18 protein-coding genes and 1 pseudogene are annotated in these 20,454 nt (G+C 48.2%); 4 read left to right on the top strand and 15 right to left on the bottom strand.

Translation table 11 applies throughout. The features are described 5' to 3' along the window. Window positions 1-12: 12 nt before the first annotated feature. Both zwf and IC804_RS03610 read left to right on the top strand, forming a co-directional pair. Window positions 13-1,497 (top strand): glucose-6-phosphate dehydrogenase, encoded by a 1,485-nt coding sequence (gene zwf / locus IC804_RS03605; RefSeq protein ID WP_078172641.1) that lies wholly within the window; start codon window positions 13-15, stop codon window positions 1,495-1,497. Between the two features lie 117 nt (window positions 1,498-1,614). Continuing rightward, entirely contained in the window at window positions 1,615-2,232 is a 618-nt protein-coding gene (locus tag IC804_RS03610; RefSeq protein ID WP_008879745.1) for a cyclase family protein, read from the top strand. 109 nt (window positions 2,233-2,341) lie between these two features. Here IC804_RS03610 and IC804_RS03615 read toward each other — a convergent pair whose 3' ends face one another. From IC804_RS03615 to IC804_RS03635, 5 genes and pseudogenes are all read right to left on the bottom strand, one after another. Then, the gene (locus IC804_RS03615; RefSeq protein WP_190300665.1) at window positions 2,342-3,910 is read right to left on the bottom strand and encodes an IS1182 family transposase; all 1,569 of its coding nucleotides are present in this window, start codon (window positions 3,908-3,910) and stop codon (window positions 2,342-2,344) included. Between the two features lie 387 nt (window positions 3,911-4,297). Continuing rightward, window positions 4,298-5,665, bottom strand: a complete 1,368-nt coding sequence (locus IC804_RS03620; RefSeq protein ID WP_029761032.1) for a glycoside hydrolase family 1 protein — start codon at window positions 5,663-5,665, stop codon at window positions 4,298-4,300. Window positions 5,666-5,880: 215 nt separating this feature from the next. Further along, the gene (locus IC804_RS03625; protein WP_008879747.1) at window positions 5,881-7,320 is read right to left on the bottom strand and encodes an aldehyde dehydrogenase family protein; all 1,440 of its coding nucleotides are present in this window, start codon (window positions 7,318-7,320) and stop codon (window positions 5,881-5,883) included. Window positions 7,321-7,341: 21 nt separating this feature from the next. After that, window positions 7,342-8,406, bottom strand: coding sequence for a homoserine dehydrogenase (locus IC804_RS03630; protein ID WP_008879748.1), 1,065 nt, complete (start codon window positions 8,404-8,406; stop codon window positions 7,342-7,344). A 4-nt stretch (window positions 8,407-8,410) separates the two neighbouring features. Then, window positions 8,411-9,241: pseudogene (locus tag IC804_RS03635) on the bottom strand (M20 family metallopeptidase); the annotation flags it as partial. A gap of 101 nt (window positions 9,242-9,342) precedes the next feature. Here IC804_RS03635 and IC804_RS03640 point away from each other — a divergent pair. Continuing rightward, window positions 9,343-10,221: an IS982 family transposase gene (locus IC804_RS03640; RefSeq protein ID WP_087959983.1), complete on the top strand. Its 879-nt coding sequence runs from the start codon at window positions 9,343-9,345 to the stop codon at window positions 10,219-10,221. A gap of 28 nt (window positions 10,222-10,249) precedes the next feature. Here IC804_RS03640 and IC804_RS03645 read toward each other — a convergent pair whose 3' ends face one another. The 7 genes from IC804_RS03645 to mce form a co-directional block, all read right to left on the bottom strand. Continuing rightward, window positions 10,250-11,425, bottom strand: coding sequence for a M24 family metallopeptidase (locus tag IC804_RS03645; RefSeq protein WP_081157283.1), 1,176 nt, complete (start codon window positions 11,423-11,425; stop codon window positions 10,250-10,252). 320 nt (window positions 11,426-11,745) lie between these two features. Further along, on the bottom strand, window positions 11,746-13,158 hold the full coding sequence (gene gndA / locus IC804_RS03650; protein ID WP_008879769.1) for an NADP-dependent phosphogluconate dehydrogenase: 1,413 nt from the start codon (window positions 13,156-13,158) through the stop codon (window positions 11,746-11,748). A 151-nt stretch (window positions 13,159-13,309) separates the two neighbouring features. Next, window positions 13,310-13,492, bottom strand: coding sequence for a hypothetical protein (locus IC804_RS03655; protein WP_008879770.1), 183 nt, complete (start codon window positions 13,490-13,492; stop codon window positions 13,310-13,312). Window positions 13,493-13,572: 80 nt separating this feature from the next. Next, window positions 13,573-14,046: a chemotaxis protein CheW gene (locus IC804_RS03660; protein ID WP_081157284.1), complete on the bottom strand. Its 474-nt coding sequence runs from the start codon at window positions 14,044-14,046 to the stop codon at window positions 13,573-13,575. Window positions 14,047-14,159: 113 nt separating this feature from the next. After that, on the bottom strand, window positions 14,160-15,281 hold the full coding sequence (locus IC804_RS03665) for a tripeptidase T (protein WP_008879772.1): 1,122 nt from the start codon (window positions 15,279-15,281) through the stop codon (window positions 14,160-14,162). 314 nt (window positions 15,282-15,595) lie between these two features. Continuing rightward, on the bottom strand, window positions 15,596-17,146 hold the full coding sequence (locus IC804_RS03670) for an acyl-CoA carboxylase subunit beta (protein WP_008879773.1): 1,551 nt from the start codon (window positions 17,144-17,146) through the stop codon (window positions 15,596-15,598). Further along, entirely contained in the window at window positions 17,143-17,565 is a 423-nt protein-coding gene (mce, locus tag IC804_RS03675; RefSeq protein ID WP_035499246.1) for a methylmalonyl-CoA epimerase, read from the bottom strand. The genes IC804_RS03670 and mce overlap by 4 nt, the downstream gene beginning before the upstream one ends. A 39-nt stretch (window positions 17,566-17,604) precedes the next feature. Between mce and prli42 the strand changes: the two genes are divergently transcribed. Beyond that, window positions 17,605-17,808 carry a stressosome-associated protein Prli42 gene (gene prli42, locus IC804_RS19005; protein WP_011887765.1) on the top strand — a complete coding sequence of 68 codons (204 nt, stop codon included), beginning with the start codon at window positions 17,605-17,607 and terminating at the stop codon, window positions 17,806-17,808. 50 nt (window positions 17,809-17,858) lie between these two features. On the opposite strand, the gene IC804_RS03685 is transcribed toward prli42, so the two are convergent. The 3 genes from IC804_RS03685 to IC804_RS03695 form a co-directional block, all read right to left on the bottom strand. Beyond that, the gene (locus IC804_RS03685) at window positions 17,859-18,365 is read right to left on the bottom strand and encodes a L,D-transpeptidase (protein ID WP_008879775.1); all 507 of its coding nucleotides are present in this window, start codon (window positions 18,363-18,365) and stop codon (window positions 17,859-17,861) included. Window positions 18,366-18,440: 75 nt separating this feature from the next. Continuing rightward, window positions 18,441-19,424 (bottom strand): aromatic acid exporter family protein, encoded by a 984-nt coding sequence (locus IC804_RS03690; RefSeq protein ID WP_008879776.1) that lies wholly within the window; start codon window positions 19,422-19,424, stop codon window positions 18,441-18,443. Between the two features lie 567 nt (window positions 19,425-19,991). Continuing rightward, on the bottom strand, window positions 19,992-20,429 hold the full coding sequence (locus tag IC804_RS03695; protein ID WP_008879777.1) for a BrxA/BrxB family bacilliredoxin: 438 nt from the start codon (window positions 20,427-20,429) through the stop codon (window positions 19,992-19,994). Window positions 20,430-20,454: the final 25 nt, after the last annotated feature.

Raw genomic sequence — 20,454 nt, forward strand, 5'->3', positions numbered from 1 at the left:
ATGGTGGATAACATGAACCCGAAATCGATCATCGTCATTTTTGGGGCGACGGGAGATTTGGCAAAACGGAAATTGTTTCCGTCCCTTTACCGCCTGTATGAAAAAGGGCATTTGAACGAGCGATTTGCCGTCGTCGGCGTCGCGCGCCGCCCGCTGTCGGCCGATGAGTTCCGCCATTACGTGCGCGACTCAGTCGAAACAGCACTCAACCAAGAGCTTACTGACGGCAACTTCATCTCCCATTTTTATTATCACCCGTTTGATGTGACCGAAGCTGAGTCCTATCAGCGCTTAAAAGCGTTGCTTGAACAGCTCGATGAGACGTATCAAACGGAGGGCAACCGCATCTTTTATTTGGCGATGGCACCGGAATTTTTCGGCACGGTTACATCGCGCCTACAGTCGGAGCGGCTGACCGATACACGCGGCTTTAAACGGCTTGTCATTGAAAAGCCGTTCGGCCATGACTTAGTGAGCGCCCAAAAGCTGAATGAAGAAATCCGCCGTGTCTTTTCTGAACGGGAAATTTACCGGATCGACCATTACCTTGGCAAAGAAATGGTGCAAAATATCGAAGTGATTCGCTTCTCGAACGCCATTTTCGAGCCGCTTTGGAACAACCGCTTTATTTCGAACATTCAAATTACCTCAAGCGAAACGCTTGGCGTTGAGGACCGCGGCCGCTATTACGACCATTCCGGAGCGCTGCGCGACATGGTGCAAAACCATATGCTGCAAATGGTCGCCCTGTTGGCCATGGAGCCGCCGATTAAACTGACGACCGATGACATCCGCCATGAAAAAGTGAAAGTGTTGCGCGCATTGCGTCCGGTTGCGCATGACGAAGTCGACCAGTATTTCGTGCGCGGCCAATACGGGCGTGGGGTGATCCGCGGCCAAGCCGTACCAGCGTACCGCGAAGAGCCGAACGTCGATCCGAATTCAAACACGGAAACGTTTGTCGCTGGAAAACTGATGATCGACAACTTCCGCTGGGCCGGCGTACCATTTTACATCCGCACCGGCAAACGAATGGCGGAAAAATCGACGAAAATCGTCGTTCAATTTAAAGATGTACCGATGAACTTATACTACCGGACGAACGAGACGATCGCTCCGAATTTGCTCGTCATTCACATTCAGCCCGATGAAGGCATCACCCTTCATTTAAACGGCAAAAAAACCGGGGAATCGTCGACAATAACCGCCCCGTTTAAACTCGATTATTGCAACAACTGCATCGACGGCATCAACACACCGGAAGCATACGAAAAGCTGCTGTACGACTGCATGCGCGGCGATGCGACGAACTTCACCCATTGGGATGAAGTAGCAGCGTCATGGCAGTTTGTCGATCCGATTTCTGACGTTTGGGCGAACACAAAAGCCGACGACTTCCCGAACTATGAAGCAGGCTCGATGGGCCCGGCAGCAGCCGATGAACTGTTGCGAAAAGACGGTTTCCATTGGTGGCCGATTGAGCATCCGAAACCGTAACAAGCAAGGCGGCGCCAACCATTGTTTTCTTTTTTGACTACCTAGCCCTTGACAATCGATCACTCACGGGGCCGAACCGGCCCTTTTTATCCTTGAATGAAAAGGAGCGGAAAAACGATGAACATGTACGATGTCACTGCCCCCATTTACGAAGGCATGCCGGTCTACAAAAACAAACCGGAAAAACAGCCGAAACGCACGACGGTTACGAACGGCTATGTGACGGAATCGCGCATTGACATGGACGTGCATACCGGCACGCACATTGACGCCCCTCTCCATATGGTCGAAGGCGGCGCCACATTTGAAACGATCCCGCTTGACCACCTCGTCGGCCCGTGCAAACTATTTGATTTGACACATGTCAACGATCGGATCACAAAAAACGACATCGCCCATCTTGACATTCAAGAAGGCGACTTCGTCTTGTTCAAAACGAAAAACTCGCTCGAGGATGCCTTTAACTTTGAGTTTATTTTCGTCGCTGAAGATGCCGCCCGCTATTTAGCGGACAAACAAATCCGCGGCGTCGGCATCGATGCGCTCGGCATCGAACGGGCGCAAGAAGGCCATCCGACCCATAAAACGCTCTTTTCGGCTGGCGTCATCGTCATCGAAGGGCTGCGGTTAAAAGACGTCCCAGAAGGCCCGTACTTCATGGTCGCCGCCCCGCTCAAACTCGTCGGCACAGATGCCGCCCCGGCGCGCGTTTTACTGTTTGACCGCGAACCGTAAAAAAAGAGGCTGACTCAAAAGGTCGTTAAACCGACCTTTTGGGGACAGCCTCTGTTTCTTTTCTTTACTATTTGGTTATTTATTCCTTTTTTGAAACGAGAATTTCTCCTTATTTCTGAATTTTATCCTGTTTTTTCTTTGTTGGATCGGTTGTGGCCGCCCACTTTCTCAAATTGTGAGCAGCACAAATAAGCCCCCATTCCAAGGTAATTTTTGGGAGCCCTCTTAACAAAAAGCGCTGAAATTGCTGGTTGTGCTTGATTTGCCCAAACACCGGCTCGTTTTCGATTTGTCGTTTTCGGTACGTCGCCGCCCCTTCTTCCGTGGACAGCCGTTTACGGATCTCTTGCCGTTGTTGTTGATTTCTCAAGGAAACGCGGATGGTTTTCGTGTCTTTGCCTTTGGCGCATGTCGCCTGAAACGGGCATCCGGCACAAGCCGTACAACGATACGTCCGTTTGACGGTAACGTACCCGTTGTCGGTCGTTTCCTTCCGTTCATACACAAACACCAACCGTTCCCCTTTGACGCAAATCCACTCATCCAGCTCCTCATCATACGTCATGTTCTCGATTCGGCCGATCTCCTTCGCCCACGCTTTCGTTTGTTCCCGATCCAACGTGTTGTACTTGATCAGGGCGACTATCTCCTTTTTCTCACAGTACGTGTAGTTCTCCTCACTCCCATAGGCGGAATCCGCAATGGCTTGTTTAGGCATTGGACGCCCATAGGCGGCCAATTGCTCCAAATGCGGAATGAAACATCCGGCATCCCCTGCCCGTTGATGCACGCTAAATCCAGTGATGAATTGGTTCTCTGTCCCAATCTGCACATTGTACCCCGGTTTGAGCTGGCCGTTTTTCATATGGTCGTCCTTCATCCGCATAAACGTGGCATCCGGATCCGTTTTCGAAAAACTGTTCCGTTCGCCTAATCTTTCTTTGTATTCTTCATATTTTTTCTTACGGGGGAGAAGATCTTGTTCCAATTGCCGTTTGGCTTTCTTTAACGTACGATTCTTCGGCTCTTTCTTTAGGCGCTCTTCCACTTGTTCGATGACGGCTTCGATCCTTTCGGACGTGATCGGTGAAGCTTCCAGCTTTTCTTGAAAATCCCCCTCTTGTTCCGCCTCTTCATCTTCTTTCGTCACCTGTTCGATCGAGGCAACGATTTTCCGGAATTTCTCCTCCAGTTTCTGATCGTACTTTTCCGTTGATTTGCGCCAAACGAATGTATATCGGTTGGCATTGGCTTCGATTTTCGTTCCATCCAGAAAATAATCCTCTAACTTGACCAGCCCTTCTTGACGCAGAAGATCGACAATGGAGAAAAACGTTTTGTAAATGATGTCCTTCATCCGTTCCGACCGAAATCGGTTGATCGTGCGAAAATCCGGTGTTTGATGGCCGGATAGCCACATAAAGTAAATGTTTTCTTTCAACTGCTTGGCGATTTGGCGAGAGGAGTAGATCCGATTGGCGTAGGCATACAGGATGACTTTCAACATCATTTTCGGATGATAGGCTGGACGCCCTCCGCCAAGATAGAGGGAAACGAACAGAGCCGGATCCATTTTTTCCACTGCCAGATCCACAATCCGGCAAAGATGATGTTTGGGAATGAAAATTTCAAGATCCATTGGCAAAATGAGTTGATCTCGGTTATAATAAATGTACATAAGAAAACCGTCCTTTCTTTGGTAGGGTTGTGGTGACTCTATTATACCAAAAGAGGAACGGTTTTCTTCTTTTTTATCCAAAAAAGTGTCCCAAAAGCGAACGCTATGCGAACACTTTTGGGACATCCTCTGAGCCGATCCCATTAAGGGATCGGCTTTTTACGATTCGTTCTCATATCGCTTTCGTTACATTCAACAGGCACTTTGAGATTGTAGCGAGAACAATATGAATTTGATTGATGCGTAGATCGCTGCTCATCAAGGCGAATCCAGCTGAGGATATTGTTGAGACAACCATTTTCCACGATGAGACATTCGCCACCGGCGTCCAAAGAACTGATAAAAAGGGGCGGGGTTTCCCCGCCTCTTCTGAAGCTTGTTTTTGTTTTACAATTCCTCCCCGTTCGTGCGAATGACGCGTTGGAACCAGTAAAAGCTTTTTTTCTTATAGCGCTTTAAATCACGCAAGTTTTGGTCATCGCGATTGACAAAAATGACGCCGTACCGTTTGCGCATCTCTCCTTGCGAGCTCAACAAATCGGTTGCCCCCCACATTAAATAGCCGATCACCTCGACTCCTTCTTCCATCGCCATCTTCATTTGCTCGATATGGCGGCGCAAGTAGTCGATTCGCTCGTCATCTTCAACCGTGCCGTTCTCATTCAGCTCCTCTTCCAACCCGATCCCGTTTTCGGTGATGAAAATCGGCATCTGGTAGCGAGCGTACACATCTTTCAACGCAAGGCGCAAGCCGATCGGATCGATCGACCATCCCCATTTCGTCTTCGGCAAGTGAGGGTTCGGCTCAAGCCCTCTGATGATTCGCTCGTCATATTCTTGATGGCGGACGATTTGGCTTTGGTAATAGCTGAACGACAAAAAGTCAACTGTCTGCGTGCGCAGCAGTTCCTCATCGTCCGCTTCGAGCGGCAAGCGAATCCCCTTTTTCTCGAGCCGGTTGGTCACATAGCGCGGATAGGCGCCACGGGCGAACATATCAAAAAAGAAATCGCTGAGCAGCTCTTTTGCCTGTACATTGGCCAAGGCATCTTCCGGCTGGCATGTAGCCGGATATGTCGTCAAATACGTCACCATCCCACCAATTTTTGCCTCTGGTGCGATCTCGCGCAGCGCCTTCACCGCCTTGGCGTGGGCGATAAAAACATGATGGCAGACGCGGTAGGCAAACGCTTCCGGGTCTTCATCATCTGGACAGATCGCCCCCCATAAATGCGGGTTTTCCAGCACTAGGTTTTGTTCATTGAACGTCAGCCAATAGTTCACTTTCCCGCGGTAACGCTCGAATACGGTGCGTGCGTATCGTTCAAACAAATCGACGACCTTCCGTGAGGCAAAGCCGTTATACTTTTTCGCCAACGCCAGCGGCAAATCAAAATGGTACAGCGTAATGACCGGTTCGATGCCGTTTGCTCTCAATTCGTCAAACACGGCGTCATAAAACGCCAAGCCCGCTTCATTCGGCTCCCCTTCCCCGTCCGGAAAAATGCGCGTCCAAGCAATGCTCGTTCGATAGGCGGTGAAGCCCAACTCTTTAAACAAGGCAATATCTTCTTTATAGCGATGGTAAAAGTCGACTGCCACTTTCCAATCGGAATGGCCTTCTGGAATTGGGCGCGCATCGACGATCGATAGCCCTTTTCCATCTTCATTCCATGCCCCTTCCGTTTGGAACGACGTCACTGCCCCGCCCCATAAAAAGTTGTCGGGGATGATCGATTGGCGTTGTGATGGCACTTAATCTCCCTCCTGCTATGTAAGTTTTCATGCTTGCTTCCCAACTCATAACCATTCGCCTGACCGCCCACCCACTATGATTTCATCTAAAAATTCTGTTATTTTTCTCCTAAACAGTGCTGTGGGTACTGATACTATTAACAAAAATATATCCCATAGTTGATGACGCAGCAAGGCTTCATCACTATGGGAAGAAAAAAGAATGCATTCAGCTTTTAGTTGCACAATTTGAAGCAAACGACTTTTGGTTCCGTCATTTCTTGGATCGCAAATTTAATTCCTTCACGCCCTAGCCCCGATTTTTTGACTCCCCCAAATGGCATCGCGTCAATTCGGTAATCACTGCTATCATTAATCATGATACCACCGACATCCATTTTCTCAATCGCCTTATACGCTTTTTGCAAATTGTTTGTGAAAATGCCGGCTTGTAATCCATAGTTGACAGCATTGGATTTCTCTATGGCTGTATCCAGATCTTTCACCGGATAAAGAAGAACAATAGGGCCAAATACTTCCTCTTTTGCGATTCGACACTCCTCGGGGACGTTTGTTAATACCGTGGGCCAATAGAAAGCTCCGCTGCGTTTTCCGCCAGTTAGCAGTATGGCTCCGGCTTCAACGGCTTCATTGACTAGATGTTCAACACGAATCGCCTCTTTTTCTGTGATCAGCGGTCCCATGTCCGTGAGTTCTGACTGTTTATCCCCAACACAATACTGATTGGTACGTTCCACAAATTTCTTTTGGAACGCATCCATAATACTCTCTTGAACATAGACACGCTGAACACCGATGCAATTTTGCCCAGCTGCCCAAAAAGCCCCTGAAACCGTCGATTCTACAGCCTCATCTAAATCAGCGTCCTCTAATACAATCACTGGAGAGTTCGAGCCGAGCTCCATGCTGATTTTTTTCAACCCGGCTTTCCGGATAATTTCCTCACCTGCTTCAACCCCGCCTGTAAACGAAATCATTCGAATATCAGGATGCGTAACGAGAACATCGCCAATCTCGCTTCCGTAACCAGTGACAACAGACAATATTTTAGGCGGAAGACCGGCTTCATCAAATGCTTCTGCAAGCAAAAGCGCGCTTAACGGAGTCAGTGTTGATGGTTTTACAATAATGGCATTCCCAGCAGCGATTGCTGGTCCTACCTTATGAGCAACAAGATTTAACGGATCGTTAAACGGGGTAATAGCCCCTACAATCCCTATAGGAAAGCGGTAATAATACCCAACTCGATTTTCGCTGCCTTCCATCTGATCGAAAGGGATGGTTTCTCCATTAATTCTTCTTGCTTCCTCCGCACTAATACGAAGGGTTTGAATGCATCTTTTTACTTCTTTTCTTGCTTCACGGATCGTCTTACTTCCTTCACGAGCGATCGTTCTCGCGAATTTCTCATCATTTGCTTCAATATAATCAGCTGCTTTATGAATGATTTCCATACGTTTATAAACAGGCATCGAAGCAGCAACCCGTGCCCCTTCTTTTGCCTCCTCAATGCATTGAATCATATCTTCTACAGAAGCAGCGGGGACAGTATCAATCAGACTATTATCTTGAGGATCGCGCACCTCTATAATCCGATCTCTTTTTACCCACTTTCCTGCCAAATACATTTTTCGACCAATCACTTGAGTTGTCATCAACATACCACCTTTCCCCAATTAAATTTTCACTAACTTTTGCTGATGAGCGGCGCGTTGGATATTGATGAGATCGATAAGAAGCGAAAAACCCGTTTCCATTTTTCCTGCTCCCGCGCCTACTAATGTGACTGGGCCGAGAAGATCACATTCGTACGTAACGGCATTCGTGGTACCGCTAATTGATGCGAGGGGATCTGTTAAATCCACTTTTTCCGGAGCGACAGAGGCGATTACTTTATCCTGCTCTTTACGAACTTTCGCTATCAGTTTCCATCTTTTTCCTTGCTGTTTTGCTTCCTCAATATCGTCTAAGGTAATATCTGTAATTCCTTTGCATATGACTTCCTCTGCTGACAAAGGGACATTCATCACATAATTAGCTAGAATAACAATTTTAAATTTTGCATCATACCCTTCGACGTCACTAGTAGGGTCAGCTTCAGCGTAACCAAGCCTTTGCGCTTCTCTTAACGCTTCTTCATATGTCCATCCTTCTTCTTCCATTTTGGTAAGGATATAATTGGTAGTTCCATTTAAAATTCCTTTGATCTCTGTAATATCATTGCCTGCCAGAGATGTAATCGGCATTCTTAACGCTGGGGTTCCGCTCATTACCGTTCCCTCAAATCCCCAGTACACTCCATATTTCTTAGCCATTTGCGACAATTCTTTATACGCTAATGCGACCGGTCCTTTGTTTGTCATAATGACATTTTTCCCGCTTTCAAAAGCAGCCTTGCAATGATCGATGGCGGGCTGTCCTGTTTTCACATCGGTATAGGAAACTTCCACAATCGTATCAGCGTTCGTTTCACGAATGGTTTTAAAGCTGTCCCACCCTTTTATAATCCCTGGCACATCAGGATAGTTCTCAATATTCCCTGTTTCCTTTAGCACTTTCAAGACTGTCTCAAGATGTAAACCATCTGGATGATAAATCGATCCTTTCATTAAATCCGAAATGGCTACAACAACCGCTTCAAAGCCTTCTTCTTTTTGTAATTTTTCTTGTTTATTTAATAAAATTTCCACTAACCCTTGACCGACAACGCCAAATCCAATGAGTGCTAGTTTATGAACCATATGATTATACCTCCAACATCTCATTTGCTGACAAGGAAACTTTACCATTCAAAAAATGAACAACTGTTTGTGCTAAAATCGCTGTACCGATTGGCAAACACGCTTCGTCAATATCGAAAATGGGGGTGTGTAACTCTCTTTTCACTCCATCTTGAATGGCACATCCTAAAAAGAATAACGAAGAAGGAATTTTTTGACTCACATAACCAAAGTCTTCTCCACCCAGCCCGAATGGCTTTTTAACAATTTGAAAGTCAGGGTATATCTCTGAAACGGTTTTTGTAATCCAGCGATTGACGACAGAATGATTATTCAAAGCGGGCTCTCCGCGCTCAACATGCAGTGAATAACTCCCACCCAAATTTCCCACTATAGAAAACGCTTTCTTTAGTTCCAACTCCAATAAATCGCGCACCTCAGGAGTATAGCTCCGCATCGTACCTTCGATAAATACTTCAGTCGGGATAATATTGCTAGCGGATCCAGCTTGTATTCTACCTATACTGATTACAGCGGCGTCCAATGAAGAGACTTTGCGTGAAGTGATTCCATACAAAGCTTGCATCACTGGACCAAGCATCCAAATCGGATCTGTTCCAAGTTCAGGGTAAGCTCCATGGCCGCCTGTACCATAAATTTTCCCTCGAAACACATCCACATTTGCCATACTGTAGCCATCATTGATTTGAACAGCTCCGACCGGAAGCCATGGGCACATATGCAAGGCGATGGCGGCATCTACATGGTCATATACGCCTGCCCGAATCATATATGGTGATCCTGACAATCCATATTCATCAGTGCTTTCTTCCGCAGGTTGAAAAACAAACTTTACCCGTGGTGCTAGATAAAATGAGATAAGTATAAAAATAGCCCTTGCATGAAGGATCTCCTTTAAAATGAAAGTGCTACCAAACATTCAAAAGGAGAGTTCACATGCAAGAGCACTTTCATTTTACAACAGACGAAGCGAAAATTCAAAAACAATATGCAGCGATTTTATTCTTTGTATCTGGACAATTGTCTTTAATTCAGATGTATTTACAACGTCGAAATCGCCATTTGTTGAAGCAAGAAGATGAGGTCATCATCGCCGTCCATGTTCTTGGAAAGTTGTTAGGTTTTACATCCGAACGAGCTTGGCACCGATTTGTGATCGGAAACTTATTTTCGAAAGATTTATTTCCTGAACGCTCTCGATATAACCGTCGTTGTCGAAATCTTGGCTTTGCCGTCAAATGGATCCGATATCAACTAGCCAAACGTGGGCAACATCATGCTTATGCGGTAGTGGATAGCTTACCCATTGAACTCTGCCACCACGCACGAATATATCGCGTCAAACGGTTTCAAGGAATCGCAGATATTGGGTATTGTGCATCCAAAAAGATGGCTTACTATGGATTGAAGCTTCATCTCCAGATCACTGACCAAGCGCTTCCGATGGGATATGTCGTCACCGAAGCATCCTGTCACGACCGGACAGCTGCGGAAACCGTGATGGTCCAACTTCCTCATCCGTATACACTTGGTGACAAAGGATATGTGAGCCAAGACTTGCAAAAGAAGCTGTATGATGAATACAAGATCACTTTTTGGACGCCCGTTCGGAAAAACCAGAAAATCCATCAATCGAAAGCATGGAAACGATGGATGAAACGAAAGCGCAAAGTCATTGAAACCGTGTTTTCCGTTCTCATTGATCAGTACCGGATCACAGAGATTCGATCCAACTCTGTTTCTGGATTTGAATCATCTTTGGATGGCATTTTACTCGCTTATTCACTCGTCATTCTTGGGCTAGTTGAGCGTTAAAGTTCAACTAGCACCACGGGTATACTTTCTATTTAATGAATAATTCCCTTGGAAATTTTGTGATTGTTTCACAACCGTTTTCAGTCACTCTTATGGTTTCGGTTATTGCGACTCCATAACCGTCAAGCCACATTCCGGGCATGATATGAAAAGTCATGTTCGGTTTTAGTACCGTCTTCTCTCCGGGTTTAAAATACGCTGTGTTTTCTGTCCATACAGGCGGATAGCTTAGACCAACTGTATATCCCATTCTAGACTCTTTTTCCAGCCCATATTGATTGATCGTTGTTTGCCATGCTTGCTCGACTTCTTCACATGTCACTCCTGGTTTTATCGTGGATAATGCCACATTTAGGCCTTCTATTACTATTTTTGCCGTTTCGCGTACTTTCTCAGGCGGTTTCCCAATAAAGACCGTTCTTGTTAAAGGAGCGTGGTAGCGCTTATAGCTTCCCGACAATTCCATATATACTAACTGATCTTTTTGATATTTGCCTTCTGTTGTCCATGAAAAATGCGCCCCTGCGGTTCTTTCTCCTGCAGGCATTATCGGTGAAAGTGATGGATATTCGCCGCCATATACCCCTGTCCCATTCAATAAGTCACTATAAATTCCTGCCGCAACGCGGCATTCCCTTACGCCAACATCGATGTTTTCTATGGCGTTGTACATTGCTTTTTCTACAATTCTTGCAGCTATTTGCATGTATTCTAATTCTTTTGTTGATTTTTGCCCCCTTATCCAGTTTACAAGTGATGTCGCATCTACCAATTCTGCATCTGGCAAACTTTTTTCTAGTCTGTGATACCAATGAGCATTAAAGTAATAACTATCGAGCTCGACCCCGATTCTTTTATTATTGAGTCCCTTTTCCCTCAACACATCTCCTACAAAATCCATGACATGAAGCACTTTCGGTTCCCACAAATATTTGTCAGGATACGGTATGATGCTTTCTTTTGACATCCAAGTGGTGTGGAGCGCACAGTATACATCTTGCTGCCGTATGATGCATATAGGTTCTTTCAAATAAGATGAGACGATTACCCCTTGAGGCACATAATAAGACAGAGCATCGTATCCTGTTATATAGTTCATATTCGCTGGATCTGTAACGAATAATACTTCGATTCCTTGCGCTTCCATGCTCTTTTTTATCCTTTTTTCACGATGTTGATACTCCGTTTTCTCAAACGGTAACATGATTCAACCACCTCGCTATTTTTACTGAGTCCGTTAGGCAGCTCAGCCATCCTAGACGTTGAAAAGCTAGGAAAGAGCAGGGACTGTTTATAAAAATCATACGATACGAAAACAAAACGATCATTCTACATGCTGTTAGATTTTTATCTGAACTTTTTGTACATTTTAGACATATTTAAAAACGAAACAAACATTCGATGACCTCAACCTTTTCGATCGCCTCGGCTAGAAAGCACTTCAAGAGGGCTTTTTTATGAATGGCCAGAAAACAAAAAACAACCCCAACCAGTTTACCCGGTTGGGGCTGCCATGGATCTTGCTTATTTCGCAAGCCATTCCGTATGGAAAATGCCTTCCTTGTCAACGCGTTCATATGTGTGAGCGCCGAAGTAATCGCGCTGTGCTTGGATTAAGTTGGCCGGCAATACTTCGTTGCGGTAGCTGTCATAGTACGCGAGAGCACTTGCGAACGCCGGCACTGGGATGCCGCGCATTGCGGCAGTAGCGACGATTTCACGGAGCGAATCTTGGTAGCTTTCGACGATGTTTTTGAAGTATGGATCCAACAGCAAGTTCGGAAGCGCTGGATCGCGGTCGTACGCCTCTTTAATTTTTTGCAAAAATTGCGCGCGGATGATGCAGCCGCCTCGGAAAATCATGGCGATATCGCCGTAACGCAAGTTCCAATTATACTCATCGGATGCAGCTTTCATTTGCGCGAATCCTTGGGCGTACGAGCAAATTTTGCTCATGTACAAAGCGCGGCGCACCGCTTCAATGAAGTGATCTCGATCGCCTTCAAACGGCTTCACCGCCGGGCCAGACAACAGTTTGCTAGCTTTGACGCGCTCGTCTTTCATCGCCGAGATGAAGCGGGCGAATACCGACTCGGTGATAATTGGCAGCGGCACACCTAAATCAAGGGCGTTTTGGCTTGTCCATTTGCCCGTCCCTTTTTGTCCGGCTTTATCCAAAATGACGTCGACCAACGGCTTGCCGGTTTCATCGTCGATTTTCGTGAAAATATCGGCCGTAATTTCGATTAAGTAGCTGTTCAGTTCCCCTTTGTTCCAGTCGGCAAACACTTCGTGCAGCTCAGCGGCATCCATGCCAAGCACATGTTTCAGCAAGAAATACGCTTCAGCAATCAATTGCATGTCGCCGTATTCAATGCCGTTATGCACCATTTTCACATAATGACCGGCACCGTCTGGACCGATATATGTCGTACATGGCTCGCCGTCGACTTTGGCAGCGATCGCTTCGAAAATCGGACGCACCAGTTCATGCGCTTCTTTTTGGCCCCCTGGCATGATCGATGGACCTTTCAGCGCCCCTTCCTCACCGCCGGAGACGCCAGTGCCGATAAAGTGGATGCCGAGTTTCGCCAGCTCTTCGTTGCGGCGCTGAGTATCTTTAAAATACGTGTTGCCGCCATCGATCAAAATATCGCCTTTTTCCAAATACGGCTTCAGCTGTTCAATCGTTGCATCCGTCGGCGCGCCCGCTTTCACCATCAACAAAATTTTCCGCGGTTTTTCTAAGGCGTTGACGAATTCTTCGATGCTGTATGTACCGACAATGTTTTTTCCTTTCGCTTCTTCCAAAAATTCATCCGTTTTTTCGCGTGAACGGTTGTACACCGCCACCGAATAGCCTCTGCTTTCAATGTTCAGCGCCAAATTTTTCCCCATGACCGCCAGTCCGATGACACCAATTTGCTGTTTCGCCATTGCCAACGTTCCTTTCTGTTTTTGTTCATTCACCAAACAACATATCATAATTTGACGCTTGCCTGCAAGTTTTTCTAAACCGATTTATGAACGCCTTATAAACAGCTCTTACGGTATGCAAAAGGAGGGGAATGACGCCCCTCCTCCGTGCTTAATAACCTCCGTGATGCGGGAAACCGTAAGGTGAAAATGGATAATGGCCGTAATGCATGCCATACGGGAAGTGATGGTAACCGCCATATCCTCCGTACCCATAAGGATAATGGTGGTAGCCATAGCCGCCGAAGTACGGCGGGTAATAGCCGCCCATATACGGGCCGAACGGTCGAACCATGGAGCACCCTCCTTTTTTGTGTATCAACTTGCTTCCATGGTTAGGATATGCGCGGAAAACAAAACGGTATAGGCAAACACCTATACCGGTTCATCGGATTGAACAGCATCCACTTGCTCTCTAATCTCTTCCGCTTCCTCCAAATGGTTGAACAAAACGCGTGGATCGAGCACGGTCAACAGTCGGTCTGGCAACGTTGCCATCCCAACTAAATACGGCGTCCGCTCCGCAGACATCAGCTGGAGCGGCTGAATGGCGTCCTGTCCAATATCAGCGATCTCCTTCGCCTCATCAACGATAAAGGCGACTGACAAATCGTCCACCGCGGCGACGATGAGGCGTGTTTGATCCGTTTCCTCGATGGCGCGGCCATACAGCAGCTTCCGCATGTCCAATACTGGAACGAGCTCGCCGCGAATGCGCACGACACCGTCCATGTAATCCGGCATGTGCGGAACGGCAGTTGGCGCGGTCATTTTTTCAATCGAGACGACATAAGCAATCGAAATGACGTACTGTTCCCGCTCGACGCGAAAAACAACATATTTGTCCATTCCCCCGCCACCTCTCCTGTGATTCACAAATCTTGCCTACTTTTTTTATCGGCCGATGTTCGCCGAATTTTCAGCGTCCGAAGAAAAAAGAGCATCCGTTTGCAGGATGCTCGTTAACCTTTGGCCACTTCTTCGATAATGGCGACGACCATTTCCGTCAGTTTCACCAACTCTTCAATCGGCATCCGTTCATTTGTTGTATGAATTTCTTCATAGCCGACAGCGAGATTGACAGTCGGGATGCCGAAACCGGCGATGATGTTAGCATCGCTGCCACCACCGCTTTGCTGCAGCTCGCACGGCCGGCCGATGCTCGCCGCTGCTCGTTTGGCGACCTCAACGACATGATCGCCGTCGCTGAATTTGAAACCTGGGTACATCACTTCGACCTCAACTTCAGCGCGGCCGCCCATTTCCGCAGCAACCGTTTCAAACGCCTCTTTCATCTTCGCCACTTGCGCTTCCATTTTTTCCGGGACGAGCGAACGGGCTTCGGCCAAAATATCGACGCGGTCGCAGACGATGTTCGTTTGCATACCGCCTTCAAAGCGGCCGATGTTCGCCGTCGTCTCCTCATCAATACGGCCGAGCGGCATTTTTGCGATCGCTTTGGCGGCCAGCGTAATCGCCGAAACCCCTTTTTCCGGAGCGACACCGGCATGGGCCGTTTTGCCGTGCACAACGATTTTCAGCTTCGCCTGCGTTGGTGCGGCGACGACAATGTTACCGACTTTGCCGTCACTGTCTAACGCATAGCCGTATTTCGCTTGAATGAGCGACGGATCGAGCGCCTTCGCTCCAACGAGCCCCGATTCTTCCCCGACGGTGATGATAAACTGAATCGTACCATGGGCGATGTTTTGTTCTTTCAACACCCGAATCGCTTCCAACATTGCCGCCAAGCCGGCTTTGTCGTCCGCACCTAAAATCGTCGTCCCATCGGTGACGACATAGCCATCACGGATCGATGGCTTCACCCCTTTACCAGGCACGACCGTATCCATGTGAGAAGTAAAGTAAATCGGATCCACCCCGTCTTTTGTCGCTGCGAGCGTGCAAATTAAGTTGCCGGCCCCGTGCCCTGTTTTTGCGGCGGCATCGTCTTCGATGACCTCAAGGCCGAGCGCCTCAAACTTTTGTTTCAGCACCTTGGCGATGTCGCCTTCATGCTTCGTTTCCGAATCGATTTGTACGAGCTCTAAAAACTCGTCAACGAGACGCTTTTCATTGACCATCTGTTTCTTCCTCCTATGTATGGATTCCAATTTAAGTATACCGGAAGTTTCCACTCAACGCCAAACTAGACGCTGAAACAGTGTGAGTAAACGATTGGTGGCTGTCGATTGAGCAAATATCTTCCAAATAAAAACGTTTAACATAGCTTTGACCAAACGTTACTTGTCTGTTTATTCAACTGTCAGAGACAAAACCTAGGTTTGTCCACGTTCTCACACCTTGGCGTGATGAAAGGCCGAGCAACACGACTCCCGTCTCAATGATTATTTGCTGCGAAAAAGGCGCCCATTGCTTGTTAGGCGCCTTCTATCGCTTACAACGGAATGTTGCCATGTTTTTTCTTCGGCCGCTCTTCGTGTTTACAGCGGAGCATTTCGAGCGCTTGAATAAGTTTTATTCGAGTGTCACGCGGGTCGATGACGTCATCGATCATGCCGTATTTGGCAGCGACGTACGGGTTGGCGAATTTTTCACGATATTCTTCAATTTTTTGCGCCCGCGTTTCTTCCGGATTTGGGCTGTTTGCAATTTCGCTTGCAAAAATGATGTTCGCCGCCCCTTGCGGCCCCATGACCGCCACTTCAGCGTTCGGCCATGCATAAACGACATCGGCTCCAATCGACTTGCTGTTTAAGGCGACGTACGCACCACCGTAAGCTTTACGCAAAATGACAGTAATTTTGGGCACTGTCGCCTCCGAGTAGGCGTACAAAATTTTCGCCCCATGGCGGATGATGCCGCCGTGCTCTTGCTTGACGCCCGGGAAAAATCCGGTGACGTCCTCAAATGTAATGATCGGGATGTTGAACGAATCGCAAAAGCGAATAAAGCGCGCGGCTTTATCTGACGAATCGATGTCAAGTCCACCCGCCATAAATTTCGGTTGGTTGCACACAAGCCCAACGACTTCCCCTTTAATGCGGGCAAAGCCGATGACAATGTTTTTAGCGAAATCTTTTTGCACTTCCATAAACGATCCGTCATCGACGACTTGAGCAATGACGTGGCGCACATCGTACGGACGGACGGCGTCAATCGGCACGACGTCAGCCAAATCAGGACGGTAGTCATCCCCGTCGGGAACAGGGCCAAGCGGCGGTTTTTCGTTATTATTTGACGGCAAATAACTCAGCAACAGCCGCACGTTAGCGAGCGCTTCTTCTTCACTCGCCGCCGCAAAATGAGCGTTGCCGCTAATCGTATTATGAACGCGTGCACCCCCTAAATCTTCAGCGCTGATTTTCTCCCCGGTCACTGCCTCAATCACCTTCGGCCCGGTGATGAACATTTGGCTCGTTTTTTCGACCATGAACACAAAATCGGTGATGGCCGGCGAATAGACAGCCCCCCCTGCGCACGGCCCCATAATAACGGAGATTTGCGGGATCACCCCAGAATAGATGGCGTTGCGATAAAAAATATGCCCGTATCCATCAAGCGACAACACCCCTTCTTGAATGCGGGCGCCGCCCGAATCGTTCAAGCCGATGACCGGGGCTCCGGTTTTCGCCGCCAAATCCATAATGTTCGTAATTTTTTTCGCGTGCATTTCTCCGAGTGCGCCGCCAAAGACCGTGAAATCTTGTGAGAATACAAAGACGGTGCGTCCGTTGATCTTCCCGTAGCCGGTAACGACCCCATCCCCCGGCCCCTTTTTTTCGCCAAGACCAAAATCAGTGCAACGATGCTCGATGAACGGATTGAGTTCGACAAACGTCTCCTCGTCTAAAAGCAAGTCAATCCGCTCACGCGCCGTCAGCTTCCCTTTCGCATGCTGCTGTTCAATTTTCTTATCGCCGCCGCCCAGCTCGATTTCACGGCGGCGGTCGTACAACTCATTAATTTTGTCATACATGTCGCTCATTGTTGTCCCTCCATGTTCGACCGTTCGCAAAGTTCGTATAAAACGCCGCCAGTCGACTTCGGATGCATAAACGCCACCCATGCCCCGCCGGCGCCGCGTTTTGGCATTTCTTGAATCATACGGATGCCATGCTCCTTCAGCTCACGGATGCGCTCAGTGATGTCATCGACACCAAGCGCCACGTGATGGATGCCTTCCCCTCTCTTTTCGATAAATTTCGCTATCGCGCTCTCTGACGACAGCGGCTCAAGCAGTTCAATTTTCGCTTCCCCAGCCTGCAAAAACGCTACTTTCACCTGCTCCGATTCGACTTCTTCAATGCCGAGAAACGGCAGCCTGAGCACATCCGTATAAAACGGAAGCGCTTTCTCGATTGAGCGGACGGCAATGCCAATATGATCGACTTTTTTTACATGCATGATTTCGTCCCCTTTGCTGCGAAATAATTCTGAATCGTAATGTATATTCGCCATTTCGACAAAAAATCCTTCTTTTTGTTTTTCCTTGTCCGCTCCGCCGCGTGCGGTTACAATAAAAACAGAACAGCGGACGGGGAGGAGGAAAAACCGTTGTCGCGCAAAACGCAAAAATTCGTTGTTTACTTGATGCTCATTTGCATGCTGCTGACGACGCTCCTTGCCGGCATCAGCATGTGGTTTTAGCCGCACTCAAGCAAAAAACGCAAGCTCCAAAATAGGGAAGCTTGCGTTTTTCATTGGACAGCGCCGTATCGTTTGGCAATGGCGTAAAATGACTCGTTGCTGCGAAGAATGAGCACACGGGCGCCGATCGGTACCCGTTCGTACAAATGCTCAACATCGCGGTTATGCATGCGCACACAGCCTTGCGAAACATAACCTCCAATCGATGCGGGGTTGTTTGTCCCGTGGACGCCATAGATGCGCCCATCCGTCCCCCGCGCATTAAAACCGATCCATCTCGTGCCGAGCGGGTTGTTCGGTGCTCCGCCTGGAATGCCCTTTTTCCGATAGTACGGATTTTCCGCCTTCACCGTCACCGTAAACATTCCTTCTGGTGTCAGTCCAGCATTCATCCCCGTCGCCACCGGATAAACTGCTTCAATGCGCCCATCACGAATGAGTGCAAGCTTATTGATCGCTTTGTTCACAATCACCAGCGGCTTCATCTCCGCCGCCGTCTGAAACGGCACGACCAACAGCGCACTAAGCAGCAGGCAGAGCGCTAACGATTTACGCATATCAAGCCCCCACCCTTTGCTGACGTTTAGCTTTAGTGTGCGCTAACCAAGATGGGGGTATGCACATCACTTCGTTCAGCCAAACGGCAACAAACGACGCCTCTTTTCTGCTTCATTTCCGGGATGGAATTGGCTTTTAATAATCAAATATTGCTCCAATTCGCGCACTAAATGAAACAACGCCGCCCGCTCTTCAAACTGTTCGCGCGTTTTCGGAAGCGGCATCTCTTTAAATTCCTCGCGCATTGCCGCCAGACGCCGCAAAAAGCGGTCGGCTGTGTTACCTGGATGAATAGCGTCGCTCAGTTCATCGATAAAATCGGCAACCATGATCCGCTGTTCGACCGTATAAGTAAGCGATGTCACTAGCGGCAACATCCGCTCAATAATCTCGAGCTGACGTTCACGCATCCGGAAATAGCGGACATACTCATCTTCGTTGCGCCATAGTTGGTTGTCGGCGTGGCGGATGGCAAGTTTTTTTGCTTGCTCAAGCATATCAGCCGTCAGCGGCAGCTCTTTGCCATCCCAGTCGAGTTCATTTGTGCGCAAGTAGCGGACGACTTCTTTTAAAATAATGCGGAACAAATCTTCCACGATGCGCCGATACTCCTTGAGCTGTTTTTCGGCGCTCGGCATGTACATGTTGACAAGCAGGGCGACGCCGATGCCGACGATGACTAACAGCAGCTCGTTGACGATGAGCGCCCATGTCAGTTCTTTAGCCGCATACAAATGCAAAATAATAACCGAGCTCGTCGCGATCCCCTCATTCACTTTCAGCCGAACGGTCACTGGAATGAACAAAAGCAATAGCAACCCAATCGTCCACGGATGGTAGCCGAAAACGGTAAAAAACAGCGCGGCAAACCCAATCGCGACAACGCATGCGGTAAAACGGGCCCGCGCGGCCTCAAGCGACCGTTTTTTCGTCACTTGGACGCACAAAATGACGATAATGCCGGCGGAAGCAAAATTATGGAGGCCAATCAGCTGAGCGATGGCGATCGCCAGCGCTGCCCCCACCGCCGTTTTTAACGTCCGATAGCCGATTTTCATCGTGCTGTCTCCTTTACCCATGTTTGCCGACTTCATTGTACCGATGACGGCGCTTTCGATGCAAGAAAAAATAGGCAGCCCTTGTCCCGCACATCCGTCACCCAAAACCTACTCGACCCGGCCACGGACAAGTAAAAAAAGCGGCCGCCTACTAAACACGCAGGACAGGCCTCCTAAACTTACCATGAGTGTTTTATCAATCGTTTTCCCATCGCGATCAATTTCGTGCTTAATGGCTTCGTTCAGCGAATCAAAGAGAAGACCTTGTCAAACAAGTAGATGCTGATGATGTCGTCCTACCCTCTTGGATTTTCTGCTTTTGCTTGCCGGTGTCATCGATGCACAGAGGTGGCAATAATATTTTTCAAATGGGGGAGCAGCCGAAACACATGACTGGTGCGATAAAAGGCTGGGGGAGTGGTTGTTTATTTCCTTCAATCACCTAAAACACATCTCTTTCAATAGGGATGGATGATGCCCGGAAGCCAATCCCAGCCTACGGAGAATAGGTAGCAACGACACAAAAAACCCGGAGGTTGAATTTTTCTCACTCCGGGTTTCTCCTGTTCACACTTCCTCACAATATTCATCAAACAGCGCCTGCAGCTTTTGCACGACAGCGACCGGCTCATGCCCTTCGATGTCGTGGCGATGAATCATGGCGCACAGTTTGCCGTCTTTAAGCAGGGCGAATGACGGCGAGGACGGCGGCTCACCGACAAAGTATTCACGAGCCCGGGCGGTCGCCTCTTTATCTTGGCCGGCAAAGACGGTCACCAAATGGTCGGGCCGCTTGTCATAATGAACCGCATGGGCCGCAGCGGGACGAGCGATGCCGCCGGCGCATCCACACACGGAGTTAATGAGTACGAGCGTCGTGCCTGGACGACGAAACGCAGCGTCGACGTCTTCTGGCGTGCGCAGCTCTTCAAATCCGGCTTCGACCGCTTCGCGGCGGGATTGTTCTACAAAATCATTGTAGAGCGGAAATTGAAATTGGAACATCATGACACCTCCTTACGTTTTATCA

This window comes from Geobacillus sp. 47C-IIb (assembly GCF_014679705.1).
Lineage (GTDB): Bacteria > Bacillota > Bacilli > Bacillales > Anoxybacillaceae > Geobacillus > Geobacillus thermodenitrificans.